12 protein-coding genes and 1 pseudogene are annotated in these 15,194 nt (G+C 62.7%); 8 read left to right on the top strand and 5 right to left on the bottom strand.

What is annotated here, in order from left to right; all coding sequences use genetic code 11:
* Positions 1–109 precede the first annotated feature (109 nt).
* Entirely contained in the window at positions 110–1,051 is a 942-nt protein-coding gene (locus OKB81_RS08615) for a hypothetical protein (protein WP_162726181.1), read from the bottom strand.
* A 218-nt stretch (positions 1,052–1,269) separates the two neighbouring features.
* Positions 1,270–2,343, bottom strand: coding sequence for a porin (locus OKB81_RS08610; RefSeq protein ID WP_270805205.1), 1,074 nt, complete (start codon positions 2,341–2,343; stop codon positions 1,270–1,272).
* A gap of 378 nt (positions 2,344–2,721) precedes the next feature.
* Here OKB81_RS08610 and dinG point away from each other — a divergent pair, with 378 nt between their 5' ends.
* From dinG to OKB81_RS08595, 3 genes are all read left to right on the top strand, one after another.
* Complete coding sequence (gene dinG / locus OKB81_RS08605; RefSeq protein WP_270664491.1) at positions 2,722–4,794, top strand: ATP-dependent DNA helicase DinG; 2,073 nt, start codon at positions 2,722–2,724, stop codon at positions 4,792–4,794.
* Positions 4,795–5,007: 213 nt separating this feature from the next.
* Positions 5,008–5,667, top strand: coding sequence for a YccT family protein (locus OKB81_RS08600; protein WP_270664493.1), 660 nt, complete (start codon positions 5,008–5,010; stop codon positions 5,665–5,667).
* A 70-nt stretch (positions 5,668–5,737) separates the two neighbouring features.
* Positions 5,738–6,634, top strand: coding sequence for a histone deacetylase family protein (locus OKB81_RS08595; RefSeq protein ID WP_270664494.1), 897 nt, complete (start codon positions 5,738–5,740; stop codon positions 6,632–6,634).
* Positions 6,635–6,723: 89 nt separating this feature from the next.
* Here OKB81_RS08595 and OKB81_RS08590 read toward each other — a convergent pair whose 3' ends face one another.
* Both OKB81_RS08590 and ylqF read right to left on the bottom strand, forming a co-directional pair.
* Complete coding sequence (locus OKB81_RS08590) at positions 6,724–7,872, bottom strand: MFS transporter (protein ID WP_270668416.1); 1,149 nt, start codon at positions 7,870–7,872, stop codon at positions 6,724–6,726.
* A gap of 301 nt (positions 7,873–8,173) precedes the next feature.
* Positions 8,174–9,124: a ribosome biogenesis GTPase YlqF gene (ylqF, locus tag OKB81_RS08585; RefSeq protein WP_041213141.1), complete on the bottom strand. Its 951-nt coding sequence runs from the start codon at positions 9,122–9,124 to the stop codon at positions 8,174–8,176.
* Between the two features lie 341 nt (positions 9,125–9,465).
* Here ylqF and OKB81_RS08580 point away from each other — a divergent pair, with 341 nt between their 5' ends.
* The 5 genes from OKB81_RS08580 (at position 9,466) to rnk (ending at position 14,428) form a co-directional block, all read left to right on the top strand.
* Positions 9,466–10,857: an alkaline phosphatase gene (locus OKB81_RS08580; protein WP_270664497.1), complete on the top strand. Its 1,392-nt coding sequence runs from the start codon at positions 9,466–9,468 to the stop codon at positions 10,855–10,857.
* Positions 10,858–10,881: 24 nt separating this feature from the next.
* The gene (locus OKB81_RS08575; RefSeq protein ID WP_270666680.1) at positions 10,882–12,249 is read left to right on the top strand and encodes an alkaline phosphatase; all 1,368 of its coding nucleotides are present in this window, start codon (positions 10,882–10,884) and stop codon (positions 12,247–12,249) included.
* Positions 12,250–12,299: 50 nt separating this feature from the next.
* Positions 12,300–12,983, top strand: a complete 684-nt coding sequence (locus OKB81_RS08570; protein ID WP_029314749.1) for a hypothetical protein — start codon at positions 12,300–12,302, stop codon at positions 12,981–12,983.
* A gap of 81 nt (positions 12,984–13,064) precedes the next feature.
* Positions 13,065–13,799 (top strand): substrate-binding periplasmic protein, encoded by a 735-nt coding sequence (locus OKB81_RS08565; protein ID WP_270664500.1) that lies wholly within the window; start codon positions 13,065–13,067, stop codon positions 13,797–13,799.
* Between the two features lie 233 nt (positions 13,800–14,032).
* Entirely contained in the window at positions 14,033–14,428 is a 396-nt protein-coding gene (gene rnk, locus OKB81_RS08560; protein WP_010675253.1) for a nucleoside diphosphate kinase regulator, read from the top strand.
* 116 nt (positions 14,429–14,544) lie between these two features.
* Here the strand turns inward: rnk and OKB81_RS20795 are convergent.
* A pseudogene (locus tag OKB81_RS20795) lies at positions 14,545–15,069 on the bottom strand (GGDEF domain-containing protein); the annotation flags it as partial.
* Between the last annotated feature and the right edge of the window lie 125 nt (positions 15,070–15,194).

Raw genomic sequence — 15,194 nt, 5'->3', positions numbered from 1 at the left:
GTTGGCTGGCAAAGTAGGTTGGCAAACAAAAGCGCCCGTCCAGGGAGCGCTTCGTCAGCTCTTTATACCACTGCCTTCCATAGGGGAAAACCGCTTTCTCGGCGCCACCTCAACCAATCCCGTGCCAATCCGGTGCCAGGGCACACACCTCGACCGATAGACCCCGATTCGACTCCACCAGATCATTGCATTGCGCCAGCAGCGCACGGGGGATACGGCTCGGCTCCCAGGGCCGACCATCCCCCAGGGGAGCCCCGTAGGCCGCCTTGATGGGCACCAGATCCCGGGGCAGCCACCAGCTCGCCGGTCTCCCCAACCGCTGGGCCAATGCCAGTACTCTGTCGACCCCGGCCGGATCCAGGGCAGTGAGGTGGCTCCAGAGGGTCTGGGGCGGCAAGGCGGCGATCAGGGGCTCCAGCGTGCCGGGATCCTCGGCGGGATACCAGACCAGCAGGGCGTCGGCGGGCAGTGGCAACTCGGCGAAGGCGCCGACGGCATCGGTCGTGATCACCCGCTGTATCTCCCCCTCTCCCCAGAGGATCTTGCCAAGCTGCGCCAGGGTGCGGGCTGGCAGCGCCACCTCCCCCAGGGTCTGGAGCCAGGGGGCGGCATCCAGCAGGGTGCCGCCGCTGAGAAACAGGCTGAACGGCCGTGTGGCCCGCAGACGAAGGGGCAGATCACTGCAAAGCCGGATCCCCTTGTCTTCGAAGTCGATCTGCTCGATGGGGCTGAAATGACCCTCCCCCTTGCGATACAGGGCCGCCAGCACCCGCTCGTTGACCCTCTCCCCCAGTTGCCAACCGTGGGATTGCAGCCACTCCTCGGGTTCCGGCGGGGCACTGGCCATCTTCGCCAGCATCAGCTCCCGAGTCAGATAGCGGTGCCCGGCAGGGGTGAGCTCATAGTGGTGATTGCCAAGGGCCAGCAGCAACTGGTTGTCCCGAAGCATGCCGATGAGCGGCTGCCATTGACGACCGCGAACAGCCTGGGGGCTGCCGCTCAGCAACTGCTGTGCCAGCGCGCGCCACTCGGGGTGGGTGAAATCGATCAAAGACATCCTTCCCTGTCGGCAAACCATCCTTCAACGAATTGAATAATCTAGCGATTTACGACGAAGGAGCCAAGGGCGGAAAAGAGACAACGTGACCTGGCGCAGCACCGGACGTCGAAAGGAAGCGAAAGAGGTGAAAGGCAGATAAAACAAAACGGCCAAGCAAGCTTGGCCGTTTCATCAACTCTTTCACGATTCCCTATGAGAGGGAGCCTTGATTAGAAGTTGTATTGCATACCAACAGTCCACTCGTCATCTTGCTGACTCAGGCCTTGGATTTTGTATTCGGTGTAAGCTTTCAGCTTGGAGTTGAAGGCGTATTCAACACCCATGGAGGTGAAATCTACGGTGTCTTCGTAAGAAGTTACACCTTCCACTTTCGCTTCAGCGAAGTTGTAGCCAGCCAGGAAGGTCCAGGCGTCTACGTTGTAGGAAGCAGCCAGCTCGTAGCCACGCGCCTTGGCATCGTTGAAGCCGTCGAACTTGTAGGTGGATTCGTTATACAGGGCAGCGAAGTAGAAACCCTGATAGGTGTAGCTTGCGGCAACAGCCCAGTCATTCTTGTCGGTCAGATCAGCGCGACTGAAAGTACCGTTTTCGGAAGTGATGGTGAGGCTGGAGGCATCTTCGAAGCTCTTGGACTCGTAACCTGCGGCCAGACCCAGACCAAAGTCGAAGTCATAGGTTGCGCCCAGGGTGTAGCCGTGGTCCATTTTACCTTCAACACCAGACCAGCCAGCGTAGTTCGCATCATAGCTGCCGTTGTTGGTGATGTAGCCACCTTTCAGGCCAAAACCGTTCCACTGACCGTTATAGATAGCCTGACCTTCTTGACGATCATCATAGACGTTGGCCATGTCACCGTAGTCGTTGAAGATATCGGTCTTGGCGACGGTTGCATTGTAGAAAGCAGTTTCTGTCTGACCAAACAGGAACTGGCCATACTGGGAACCATCGAAGCCAGCATAGATGTGACGAACCTTCAGCTCACGCTTGTCGCTGTCATAGGAGTTTTCGGAGGCCAGTTGCCACTCAGTTTTGGCAACGCCAGACCAGGTGTCATTCAGAGCCATTTTACCGGACCAGCCCAGACGGGCATAGGTGGTCAGCTCACCATCATTCTTGGAGTAAGAATCTGCGTCTGCATCGTAGGAGTCGTACTCGCCGAAGTACTGGGCATGTACACGACCGTAGATGTCGAAGGTGGTACCGTCTTTGTCATAGATGACGGCAGCGTTAGCTGCGGATGCAAACAGAGCCGGGATAGCAATAGCCAGAATTGTCTTTTTCATAGTTTCCAATGCCTACTGTAATTAAACACTAAGTTGTTGTTATTCCCTGTGTTAGCGATGTTCTTTGCATCACTATGGGGCCTGAGACTAGCACCGGGTTTTGCAATCCGCAATGAAAAAACTTGGAACTTTCCCGTGATTCCATAGTCATAGGGGAAAAAATGTGATCCAGGTCCCACCCCATTCCCTCGATGCGAGGACAACGTTTGTAGCGAAAAACGCTGCTTTTTTATGCCGGCTGAGGGGAGTCGTCCATCCCCAACCGCTGTGTTGGCATATTTGGCGGCGGCCATGCAAGGGGCTGTCATCCCTGCCTCGACCCGGGCGCCGGGTTGCGGGTATCCTGTCACTCCAATCCCAGCCATGACCCGCCAAGCCATGTTATCGACCCGTCTCAAAGCCAGTATTCGCGCTACCTATCGCCAGATAGCCGACGGCCTGCCCGGCTTTGTGCCCCGCAGGGAGCAGAACTTCCTGGTGGCCGAGATAGCCAAGACCCTCACCGGGGAGTACGACAGGTCTCGCCGTATCCTGGTGGCCGAGGCGGGCACCGGTATCGGCAAGTCCCTCTCCTATGCCCAGGGGGCCATACCAGTGGCACGGCTGACCCAGAAGAAGCTGGTGATCTCCACCGCCACCGTGGCCCTGCAGGAGCAGCTCATCCACAAGGATCTCCCCTTTTATCACCGTCACAGCGAGCTGCCGTTTCGTTTCATGCTGGTCAAGGGGCGCCAGCGCTACTGCTGCGAGCACCTGCTGGAGCAAGCGGCAAACGGCAGCGAGATGGCCAATTTCGAACTCGACTTCGGCGCATTGAGCAAACACAAGCCATCGGATGCTGACAAAGCGTGCTACCAGGGGCTGTGGCAGGCCTACACAGAAGGCAAGTGGGACGGGGATCGGGACAACTGGCCCAAACCCATTCCGGACCCTTGCTGGGATCGCATCGCCGCCGACCGCCACACCTGCAACAAGGCCCTGAGCCACCATCAGCACTGCCCCTTCCATCGGGCCCGCAACGACATGGACGCAGCAGACGTGCTGGTGGTCAACCACGCCCTGCTGCTCTCCGACCTCACCATGGGAGGCGGCATCATATTGCCGCCACCGGACGAGTGCATCTATGTGCTGGACGAAGCCCATCACCTGCCCACCATCGCCCGGGATCACGGCGCAGCGAGCGCCAGCATCAAGGGCTCCCGCCGCTGGCTGGAAAAGCTGGTGCAAAGCGCGGGCAAGCTGGCAAGGACGCTGAACAAGGAGAGCCTCCTCGACCCCCAGCTCAAACTGCAGGATGCCCTGGCCTCTCTCCAGCCGGATCTCAAGGCCCTCGAACAGTGGCTCGCCAGCAATGATCACCTCTTTGGCGGCGAGCCCCACCACAGATTCGCCGATGGGGTGCTGCCGGATCCCCTGCCCATGCTGGCGGAAAACCTCAAGGAGGCTAGCAAGAAGGCACTGAGGGCGCTGGACAGAATGCAGGGGGCCATCGGCGAGGCGCTCAAGGATGGCGACATCCGTCGCAAGGAGGCCGAGCCTCTGCTGGCGGAGAGTGGTTTTCACTTGCAGCGGCTCGAGAGCTTCTGCGCCCTCTGGGAGATGCTGAGCCGCCATGTTCCCACCGGCAAGACCCCCCTCGCCCGCTGGATGGCCAGAAGCGAGGACGGGGACATCTGGTTGCACGCCTCCCCCATCGAGGTGGGGTATCTGCTGGAGGAGTGGCTCTGGTCCCGCTGTCTCGGGGCCGTGCTGGTGTCGGCGACCCTCACCGCCCTCTCCTCCTTCAGTTATTTTCGCCACCAGGTGGGGCTCAAGGAGCATGACGGCACCCGCTATCTGCGGCTGCGCTCCCCCTTCGACTACCACAAGGCCGAACTCTATCTGCCCAAGATGGCCCATGAACCCAGTGCCCCCGCCTTCACCCAGGAGTTGATCGATATCCTGCCCCGCCTGCTGGCAGGCAAGGAGGCCAGCCTGGTGCTCTTCTCCTCCTATCGCCAGATGAACGAGGTGGCGGTGGGGCTGCGGGCCAAGGGGATGTCGCTCCTGGTACAGGGGGAAGCGTCCCGCAGTGCCCTGCTCCTCTTGCACAAACAGAAGTGCGACGGCGGCCAGGCCAGCATCCTCTTTGGCACCGGCAGCTTCTCGGAAGGGCTGGATCTGCCCGGCCATTACCTCACCAACCTGGTGATCACCAAGCTCCCCTTCGCGGTGCCCAACTCCCCCGTGGAAGAGGCGACCGCCGAGTGGATAGAGCAGCGCGGTGGCAACCCCTTCCTGCAACTGACGGTGCCGGAGGCGTCGCGCAAGCTCATCCAGGCCTGTGGTCGCCTCATCCGAAAAGAGGCGGATCGGGGGCGGGTCACCATCCTGGACCGGCGCCTGCTGACCAAGCGCTACGGCAAGGGGCTGCTGGACGCCCTCCCCCCCTTCACCCGACGCATCGAGTGACACGGCTGAGGCCCGCCATGCGCTCCCCTGTCCCTCATGTCAGGAGGGGGCAGAAAGATAGAAGAGCATGCTGCCCGCAGGACTCGGGGCAGCGGGACCCACACCCCGCACACCGGAAGGCGCCATAAACGGCTATTGCCGCTGTGGGGTAAACCTGTAAAAATGACCTCCTATTTTTCAGTGGGCAATTGCCTGACTGTTCAAGGAGATGAAATGAAACTGACTGTTCTGGTACCGGCCCTGGCTGGTCTGTTGTGGGCAGGTAGCGCCCTGGCCGCTAGCCAACTGGAAATTACGAATCCCTATGTCATCCAGCTACTCGATGGCGAACCCGTCAACCCCCAGCTGCTCGACAAAGCCACCGTCTTCTCCCTGGAGCCCGGCAGGCACCAGGTCGTGGTCGCCTTCGAGGGCAACTACTCCAGCCGCAGTGAAACCAAGCTGGTCACCGCCGAGCCCCTGGTGATCAACTTCACCGCCGCCGACAACCAGCAACTCTTCCTCGACTTCAAGAAGCCCCGCAAGGAAGAAGAAGCCAAGCGTTTCGTCAAGGAACAGAACGTCGTTCTGAAAGACAAATCCACCGGCCAGGTTCTGAAATCCGAGCAGTTCGTCATGCCGACCGTGGGTGGCTTCCAGCTGACCCGTGACTATCAGCAGGAGCTGCTGAAGATGGGCAAGGCCTTCAACCAGCCCAAGACCGTTTCCGTCTCCACCGCCGCCGTGATGGCTGCCGCCAGCGCACCGGTGGAAGTGGCCCCGAGCAAGGTCATGAGCAACCCGGAAGCCCTGACCCAGCTGCAGAGCTGGTACAACAAGGCCGATGCGGAGACCCGCAAAGCCTTCCAGATCTGGGTGATCCAGCAGCAGTAAGGCGCATCGCACGCCTGCATCGAGGGGAGCCTGGCTCCCCTTTTTCATACCCGTTCATGGCCGATGCTTCATGTCACTGCGCATCTTCTATCACCCCCACTACTCCGCCCTGACGCTGCCCGAGCGTCACCGCTTCCCCCTGGCCAAGTACCAGGCGCTGTTTGAACGCCTCGTCGCCCTCGACTATCCGCTGGCACAGGCCGCCCCTGCCAGCCGTGAGCAGATAGAGAAGGTGCACGATGCGGCCTATGTACAGGCCGCCCTCGCCGGCACCCTCGATGAAAGGGCCATTCGCCGGCTCGGCTTTCCCTGGTCTCCCCTGCTGATTGAACGTACCCTGCACTCGGTCGGCGCCACCCTGGCCGCCAGCCGCCACGCCCTTGCGCAGGGCTGCGGACTGCAGATCTCCGGCGGCTACCACCACGCCCACCGGGGGTTTGACAGCGGCTTCTGCCTCTTCAACGATCTGGTGATCGCGGCGCGAACCTGCCTGGACGAAGGACTCTGCGAGCGGGTACTGATCGTGGATCTCGATGTCCATCAGGGAGATGGCAGCGCCGCCCTGTGCACGGGCAGCCGTGACATCATCACCCTCTCCCTGCACGGGGAACACAACTTCCCCCACCACAAGCCGGCTTCCCATCTGGACTTTCCCCTGCCAAGCGGCATGGAGGACGACGCCTATCTCGAGACCCTGGACCAGGCCCTCGCCCTGGCTCATCGCCTCTACGCCCCCGACTTCATCCTCTATCAGGCCGGGGTGGATGTGCACCGGGACGACGAGCTAGGCTACCTCTCCCTGAGCGACTCAGGCGTGCGCCAGCGCGATGCCATGGTCTTTGACTCTGCGCTTCGCCACGGGCTGCCCATCACCGCCGTACCGGGAGGGGGTTACCGGCGAGACTGGCAGCAGTTGATCCCGCTGCACCTCTCGCTCTTCGAAGCAGCAAGGCACCGGTTTGGTTGAGCGGCACCGCCCGGCCCATGATGAAAAAAGGCGACCCTTGGGTCGCCTCTTCTATATCCAGTGCGCAGGGATGATGACGCCGTCTGCCCTCAGGCATGGGCCATCGGCGTCGGGTGCTCGCCCATCTTGCGCAGCAGCAGCAGCAGATAGACCAGGGAGACCCCGGCAATCACCATGAACAGCAGATGATCCGAGTAGTGCTGCATCAAGAGCGCCGTCAGGGTCGGCCCGAGCAGGCTGCCGATGGTGTAGCTCAGCAGCAGCGCCTGGTTCATGGCCACCAGTTGATGCTGCTCCACCTTCTCGCAGGCCCAGGCCATGGCCACCGGATAGAGCGTGAAGCCCGCGGCCCCCAGAATGAACAGCGTCGGTCCCATGGCCGCGTTGCCGAGCATCGCCATGGCCCCCAGGATCACCACCAGCACCTGTACCCGCAGCACCGGCAGGCGCCCGAAACGATCCGCCAGACGTCCCACAGGCCATTGCCCCAGGATGCCGGCGCTCACCATCACCGCCATCCAGTAGTCGATGGCCCCGTCGCTCATCCCCTGGTGGTTCAGATAGAGCGGCATCAGACCATAAAGCACCCCCAGCACGATGCCGGAGAGGATGCAGCCGTTCACCCCCAGACGCGACTGACGCAGGCGCAGCATCGGCCAGACCGGAGTCCTGGCCTGGTGGTTGCCTGACGGACTGGCGATGCGGGTGAACAAGAGCGGCAACATGGCCGTCAACACCAGGGCGGTCACCCAGGGCAGCACCGCCATCAGCGACGTCGGCACCTTGCTCACCAGCAGTTGCCCAAGCACAGTGCCCACGTAATAGACCATCATGTAGGCAGCCAGCAGGCGACCCCGATTGCGGGCGTTGCCGCTGCACATCAGCGCGCTCTCCACCACCACCCAGATCATGGCGCAGCCGACTCCGGCGATGAATCGCCAGGCGAGCCAGCTCCAGAACGCCACGGTAATGCCGAGCCCGACGCAGCCTGCGGCAAAGAGCGCACTGGCCAGGTAGTAACTGCAATTGAAGCCGCAGCGGGCGATGAGTCTGCCCGCCAGCAGGGTTCCCAGCAGGTTGCCGGTGAAATAGGAAGAGCCGACCATGCCGACCTGCCAGGTGGGCAGATGCTCATGGGCGAGCCAGAGCGGCACCAGGGTATTCAATACCGCGATGGCCAGGGTCAGCAACAGCAGGCCACAGAGCAGGAGCAGCACCGGGCGGGAGTATGTGGTCATGGATAGAACCGTTGGGAGAGGCAAAATGCGAGCGCATCATGCCACCGCCTGTGCCTTTGTCAATCGGCACTGAGGCCGGGTCGCAAGGTTTTTCTGCCCACTGTGATAGCAACGCGGCACGGCCCTCCCATGACGGGAGCCTCATCCCCTTGATTGGCCGGCACCTTGGTCATGATAAGGGGAACCGGGCGGTTGAATATCGACTCTGTGCCTCCCTCACGCCAGAGCACCATGACAAGAAGAGGCGGCCCAGGGCCGCCTCTTCTTTCTATCAAGCACAACCTATCGTGCACAACGCCGGTCAGCGCTGGCGCTTCTTGGCGTACTTGCGACGAGCCCGGGCCTGGCGCTCCTCTTCCCGCTCCGCCTTCTCCCTGGCTTTCTGCTCAGCCTCGGCCTCGGCTTCCACTATCTCGACGCTCACCATCTCTGGCGTCTCCAGGGAGATCCGCCCCAGCATGCCGGACCGGAATTCATTGACCAGGATTTCCGAGGCCTTGTGCAGATCCGCAAGCCCCCCCTTGCGCATGAAGCCGCGCTGACGGGCAATGAGATCCAGCAGCTCGATCTCGGTCTCCGGCAGCTCGCTCAGCTGGTAGCGTGCCTTGATGCGCTCCGGATAGGCCTTGATGAAGTAGTCGGCGGCAAACATGGCGATGTCGGCGTAATCGAAGACGGTATCCTTGATGGCCGCCGTGATCGCCAGTCGATAACCGCAGGAGGGCGGGTTGAGCTTGGGCCACAGGAAGCCAGGGGTGTCCGTCAGGATGACGTGGTTGTCGAGCTTGATCCGCTGCTGGGACTTGGTCACCCCCGCCTCGTTGCCGGTCTTGGCGATGATGCGCCCCGCCAGGGTGTTGATCAGGGTGGACTTGCCCACGTTGGGGATGCCCATGATCATGGCGCGCACCCCGCGCAGCTCGAAGTTGCGCTCCGGCAGCATCTCGTGGCACAGGGTCAGCAGTTGCTTGATCATCGTAGGCTCCTGCTGGGTCAGGGGCAGAGCCTTGATCCCCTTCTCCTGCTCCATGTGGGCCACCCACAGCGCGGTGATCTCGGGGTCGGCAAGGTCTGCCTTGTTGAGCACCTTGATCACCGGCGTCTCCCCGCGCAGCTCCGGCACCAGGGGGTTCTCGCTGGAGAAGGGGATGCGGGCGTCGAGCATCTCGATGATGACATCGACCTGGGGCATGACCTCTGCAATCTCTTTGCGGGCCTTGTGCATGTGGCCGGGGAACCAGTTGATGGACATATCCGTTACTCTCTCATTGGCATGCGGTCCCCTCTCGGGGCTGCGGGCACTCGGGGTTGCGGGTGCGTGGTGATGCGCCAGACCGCTGGCACTCATCGCAAGGGGGCGCATTTTACCTGCTGCGGCCCCGATTTGACAGGCTATTCTGGCCGGGTGTTGTCACCCGGGTGGCCGGATGCCCGCCACGCCACCGGGAGGTGAGTGGCAGAACACAATCAACATAACCCATTGATATAATATAACATTTACAAGGCGCTTTCACCGCATTGTCATCTCTCTTCACTAAAAGTGTCATCTGCCCCCTCTAGGCTGCGCTCAGGTTTCACAAGGAGCGAACCCCAATGAGAAAGATGGCAGGACTTGCAGTGATGATAGGCGCCGCCCTGGCCGCCGGCTGCAACTCCAACAACGACAGCAACACCCCGGAACCCAACGCCAAGAACGTGATCTTCTTCCTCGGCGACGGCATGGGTCTCAACACCCTCACCGCCTCCCGGATCTATGGCGTCGGCGAAGAGGGCAGCCTCACCATCGACACCCTGCCGGAAACGGCCTTCATCAAGACCTTCTCCCACGATGCTCAGGTGACCGACTCGGCCCCCTCCATGGCGGCCTACATGACCGGGGTCAAGAGCAACAACGGCGTCATCAGCATGGACAGCGACGCCACCCAGGAGAGCGATTGCAGCCAGAGCGGCGGCAAAGCGGTGACCACCCTGCTGGAGCTGGCCAAGGCCGATGGCCGTGGCACCGGCGTGGTCACCACCACCCGGGTCACCCACGCCACCCCGGCCGCCACCTATGCCCATATCTGCAACCGGGACCTGGAGGCTGATATCGCCGTCCAGATGGTGCCGGGGGGCAGCGGTTACAACAGCGCCCTGAAAGAGGGGCTGGACGTGGTGCTCGGGGGCGGCAGCGGCTTCTTCCTGCCCAGCGCCGACAAGGGCAAGCGGACCGATGGTCGCAACCTCATCGACGAGATGAAGGCGAAGGGCTATCAGTTTGCCGCCACCCTGGACGAGCTGAACCAGGCCGATGCGAGCAAGCCGCTGCTGGGCCTGTTTGGCTCAAGCCACATGAAATATGACCTGGACCGACCAGCCAGCGAGCCGTCACTGGCCCAAATGACCCTGGCTGCCATCAAGCAGCTCAAGGGCAAAGAGAAGGGCTACTTCCTGATGGTGGAAGGGGGGCGCATCGACCACGCCCTGCACGACACCAACGCCAAGCGCGCCCTGCAGGATACCCTCGCCTTCGACAACGCCATCCAGGCCGCCATCAATGAAGTGAAGAAAACCGATCCCGAGCTGAAAAACACCCTGATCGTGGTCACCGCCGACCATGACCACACCCTGGTGCTCAACGGGTACGCCAAGCGCACCGGCAAGACCACGGCAGGCAATGCGGGCGTGCTCGGGCTGGTGAAGAACTACGAGACCGGCGAGCCGAGCAAGGATAGCGATGGCATGCCCTACACCATCATCGGCTTTGGCAACGGCTACAACCGGGTGGACGGCCCGCGCAGCAGCGTGGCGGCCCTCGACGACGCCACCGTCTCCGCCGACGACTATCACCAGGAGGTGGTGGTCAAGGTGGGCGAGATAGGCAACGAGACCCACGGCGGTACCGATGTCTTCCTCGGCGCCATCGGCCAGGGAGCGGAGCGCTTCCACGGCTCTCTCGACAACACCGCCGTGTTCGGCAAGATCAAGGCTGCGGCCAAGCTGTAAGGGATTATCAGGATGAACATCACCATGAAAAAGACGCTGGTCTGCACCGCCCTGCTCGGCACGCTTGGCGGCCTCTCCCAGGCGCACGCCGCCGATGCCAAGAACGTCATCCTCTTTATCGGTGACGGCATGGGCCCCACAGTGCTCACCGCCACCCGCCTGTTCAAGGTGGGGGAAGAGGGGGAGCTCGAGATGATGAAACTGCCCCAGAGCGCGCGCATCAAGACCTTCTCCCACGATGCCCAGACCACGGACTCCGCCCCCTCCATGGCGGCCTACACCACCGGCGTCAAGATGAACAACGAGGTGATCGCCATGAGCAGCGACACCAGGGCCGTGGCACCGTCCAAGGATGCCAACGGCAACAAGGGCATCAACAACTGCACCAGCGACAACGGAAGCCCGGTGCCCACCCTTCTCGAGCTGGCCAAGGCAGCCGGCAAGTCGGTGGGAGCCGTCACGACCACGGAGCTGACCCATGCCACTCCGGCGGCGACCTATTCCCATATCTGCCACCGGGATGCGGCCTACGCCATCGCCGAGCAGGCGGTACCAGGCGGCGCCGGCTTCAATCAGGCGCTGGGGGATGGGGTCGATGTGCTGATGGGGGGCGGCGCCAACCACTGGACGCCCTACAGCGCCAGCAACAAGGGCGGCCGGGCCGACGGCCGGGATCTCACCGCCGAGCTGACCGCCCGGGGCTACCGCTATGTCACCAACAAGGATGAGCTCTCTGCCGTCAACTCGGGCAAGGTGCTGGGGCTGTTCAGCACCAAGTCCCACCTCGACTACGAACTGGACCGCGTCGCCAAGGGGGCGGCCAGTACCCAGCCGTCCCTCTCCGAGATGACCGCCAAGGCGATCGATCTGCTCAGCCAGAACAGCCAGGGCTACTTCCTGATGGTGGAGGGGGGGCGTATCGACCACGCCCTGCATGCCACCAACGCCAAGCGATCCCTGACCGATGCGGTGGCGCTGGACGAGGCGGTCAAGACGGCCCTCGGCAAAGTGGATTTGAGCGATACCCTGATCGTGGTCACCGCCGACCACGACCACACCATGACCATCAACGGCTATTCCGCCAAGGGCAACAAGGTGCTGGATCTGGTCAAGAACGCCGATGGCTCGACCCAGAACGACGCGGACGGCAAGCCGTTCACTACCCTGGTATTCGGCAACGGCCCCAACCGCCAGGACCAGCGTCCCACCCTCACCAGCGATGAGGTGATGGCGGATGACTACCTGCAGGAGACCGGGGTCAAGCTCGGCTCCGAGACTCACGGCGGCGGAGATGTGATGCTGTTCGCGGGCGGCGCAGGCAGCAGCCAGTTCAAGGGCACCCTCGACAACACCCGGGTGTTCGGCAAGCTCAGGGAGGCCCTCGGCCTGTGATAAAGGGGCCCGGCACCTCGCCGGGCACCTTTTCCGTCGAGCGAGAGACGATGATGAAATATCTGCTTTCTTTATGGCTGCTGGGCAGCGCCCTCTCCTTCCCCCTCCTGGCCGACGAGGTGCCCGATCTGGCCGCCCGCATCCGCTACGTGGACAGGGTGACCGGCAGCGACGGCATCACCCGGGAGAGCCAGTGGCAGGAGAAGTGGCTGCGGGTCGGTGACCAGGTGTGGAGCCAGCGGCTCATTCCCGTTCCCCTGGCCCGTGCCTATCACGCCACCCATGATGCCCGCCCCGGCCACAAACACTTCACTCACCAGATGGCGGCACGCTGGGTCACCCGCAGCGAGGGAGACGCACTCCAGTTGCGCTACGCCGATGCCTGGCACAACCAGCTGGTGGAGGTACCGCAGGAGGAGTACGGCCAGGTGGCCTTCAAACCGGAGTGGGCGCGGATCCGCCACCTCATCAACCCTTCCCTGTTAGAGGGAATGACACCGCTGGATGAGGCCGCCCCCGACCAGGCGAACTGGTATGAGACCCGCGAAGGTCGCCAGCGTACCCGCATCCTCTGGTCGAGCCGCTGGCAGTTGCCCCTGGTGGTGGAGTCGGCAAGCCTCGACGGTTATCGCAGCTACCGGATGGAGGTGACGCTCAAGCCGCTGCCAAAGACCCTCCCCTGGCAGCAACTGGCAGGGTACCAGACCCTTGATCTGCGGGATTTCTTCGACTGATCCCCCCAGGCTGCAATCGCCTGGCTGACATGACGTAACGGGATGTTACACTCTCTGTACTCATCCCGGACCCGAACATCCATGCGCCTTGTTACTCTGCTTCTGCTGCTCTCCCCTCTGATCGTCTGCACCTTTTCGGCCCGTGCCGTGGTCGTCGTGGCCGCGGACATTCCCCCCTATGTGATCCGCGCCCAGCAGGGTGCGCCGAGCGGCATGGCCATCGAGGTGCTGGAGGAGGCTGCCCGCCGCCTCGGGGAACCGCTCGAGATCGAGTTGATGCCGCTGGCTCGCGCCCTCAGCCAGGCCAGCCACCGCCCGGATGTCCTGTTGTTGCCCCCGGCCCGAAATCCCCAGCGCGAACCACTGTTTCTCTGGATTGCCCCCCTGCTGGAGGAGGCCTTCGTGCTGGTCAGCCATCGCCGTCACCATCCAGCGCCGCTCTCCATGAAGACGCTGCCTGGCCTCACCGTTGGCGTGATGCGTGGCTCCCATAGCCAGAGCCTGATCCAGCCGCTGACAGGGGTGACCCAGGAGCTGGTCACCGAGGAGGTCAGCAACGCCAGCAAGCTGGCGCGCGGCCGCATCCAGGCCTGGGCGGTGGCCTGGAACACCGCCCGTTACAACCAGCAGCGGGCGGGTCTGCCGCTCCCGGATCTGGTGCGGGGCGAGACCTTGCAGCAGAGCACCCTCTACCTGGCCGCCAGTCCCCGCTTCTCCCGCAGCGAGGCGCTGCGCTGGCGCCGGGTCATTCAGGAAATGAGGGAGGATGGCAGTCTCGCGCGCATCCTGCACCAGTACGATTACCAGGCTCCCTGATGAGAAAGTCAGCCCAATTGCCAAACCACCCCAGAATGGTTATGGTATCTCCATGAAAGCAATCATGATTTTTTCCAGTACGCTCACACCCCGCTGAGCCCCCGCCCTCGCCCCGCTGCGCGAGTCGCTCGGGGGCATCGCTTTTGCTGTCTGCTTTTTACCCTTGCACCGTTTTTTGTCGACCAGTCTGCCCGTCATCCTGGTCCCTTCAGTCATTGATAAGGAAATACCCTATGAAACAGCCTCATCTCGTCATCTCCAGCCTGGATCTGGATCGCATCGAACAGCTGCTTGGCAACCACCCCCAGCACCTTGCCCTGCAAGAGGAGCTGGATCGCGCCGAGATCCGCGAACCCGCCGACATGCCGCCGGACGTGGTGACCATGAACAGCACGGTGCGCTTCAAGATGCAAAACAGCGGCAACGACTTCTGCCTGACGCTGGTCTATCCGAAGGATGTGCAGGGGGACGAATCGAAGATCTCCGTGCTGGCGCCAGTGGGCAGCGCCCTGCTGGGGCTCAAGGTGGGTGACAGCATCGCCTGGCCGGGGCCGGCCGGTCGCACCATCCAGGTGGAGATCCTGGAAGTGGTCTATCAGCCGGAACGCGCGGGGGAGCTGCACCGCTGACAGGCTGCCAGGCTGCCAGGCTGCCATTCAGATCTGATGCGACCAGGTGGCTGACTCGGTATGCCTTTGTCCGGTCGGAGCTAAGGGCCACCGGCCGGGCATGACCTGACGGGGGATCAGGCCCCCTGACAGATCCGGTTCTTGCCCTCCCGCTTGGCCTGATAGAGAGCGATCTGCCTGGCTGAACAGGGTGTCAAAGTGCCATTCGCGGGCGCTGGGCGCCCACCCCAGGCTGGCCGTCACCCGGACCCCCTTCAGCCCCAGCGTTTCTATCCCCTGGCGGATCTGCTCGCAGCGCGCCTGCTGGGCCAGGGGGTCCCGCTCGGGCAACAGCAACACAAACTCTTCCCCGCCGAAGCGGCTGGCCACCAGATCCCGCTGGCCGGCAAGATAGCGACCCACCGCCTCCAGCACCCTGTCCCCGGTCTCGTGACCGTGGCGATCATTGATCTGCTGAAGTCGTCGAGATCCAGCACCACCAGCGCCCCCAGCCTTGCCATCGTCACGCAGTGATCCATGAAGCCGCGCCGGTTCAGGAGGCCGGTCAGGGGATCCTGGCTGGCCTGTCGACGCAGGGCCAGGGCCCGGTACTGGGTACAGAGCAGCAGCACCCCGAAGGTCGACAGATAGTTGCCCATCAGCTTGACATCCTCCCCCACCTTAGCGCTTCGCGTCACAGGAGGGGGATTCCCATTACTGGGTGATAGCTGCTCGCGCAGTACCGGGTTCCTGCTTCATCGGGCGGCCTGATTGCACCACGCCTCCA

Origin of the sequence: Aeromonas sp. QDB56 (genome assembly GCF_027705505.1) — a bacterium.
Classification (GTDB): Bacteria; Pseudomonadota; Gammaproteobacteria; order Enterobacterales; family Aeromonadaceae; genus Aeromonas; species Aeromonas caviae.
The sequence above is the reverse complement of the archived record's forward strand: the minus strand, read 5'-3'. Positions and strand labels throughout refer to the sequence as shown.

Bases quoted from the DNA above. Each gene is read 5' to 3' on its own strand.
- OKB81_RS08610 (WP_270805205.1), bottom strand. From the start codon at position 2,343: ATGAAAAAGACAATTCTGGCTATTGCTATCCCGGCTCTGTTTGCATCC.
- dinG (WP_270664491.1), top strand. From the start codon at position 2,722: ATGTTATCGACCCGTCTCAAAGCCAGTATTCGCGCTACCTATCGCCAG.
- OKB81_RS08600 (WP_270664493.1), top strand. From the start codon at position 5,008: ATGAAACTGACTGTTCTGGTACCGGCCCTGGCTGGTCTGTTGTGGGCA.
- OKB81_RS08595 (WP_270664494.1), top strand. From the start codon at position 5,738: ATGTCACTGCGCATCTTCTATCACCCCCACTACTCCGCCCTGACGCTG.
- OKB81_RS08590 (WP_270668416.1), bottom strand. From the start codon at position 7,872: ATGACCACATACTCCCGCCCGGTGCTGCTCCTGCTCTGTGGCCTGCTG.
- ylqF (WP_041213141.1), bottom strand. From the start codon at position 9,124: ATGTCCATCAACTGGTTCCCCGGCCACATGCACAAGGCCCGCAAAGAG.
- OKB81_RS08580 (WP_270664497.1), top strand. From the start codon at position 9,466: ATGAGAAAGATGGCAGGACTTGCAGTGATGATAGGCGCCGCCCTGGCC.
- OKB81_RS08575 (WP_270666680.1), top strand. From the start codon at position 10,882: ATGAAAAAGACGCTGGTCTGCACCGCCCTGCTCGGCACGCTTGGCGGC.
- OKB81_RS08570 (WP_029314749.1), top strand. From the start codon at position 12,300: ATGATGAAATATCTGCTTTCTTTATGGCTGCTGGGCAGCGCCCTCTCC.
- OKB81_RS08565 (WP_270664500.1), top strand. From the start codon at position 13,065: ATGCGCCTTGTTACTCTGCTTCTGCTGCTCTCCCCTCTGATCGTCTGC.
- rnk (WP_010675253.1), top strand. From the start codon at position 14,033: ATGAAACAGCCTCATCTCGTCATCTCCAGCCTGGATCTGGATCGCATC.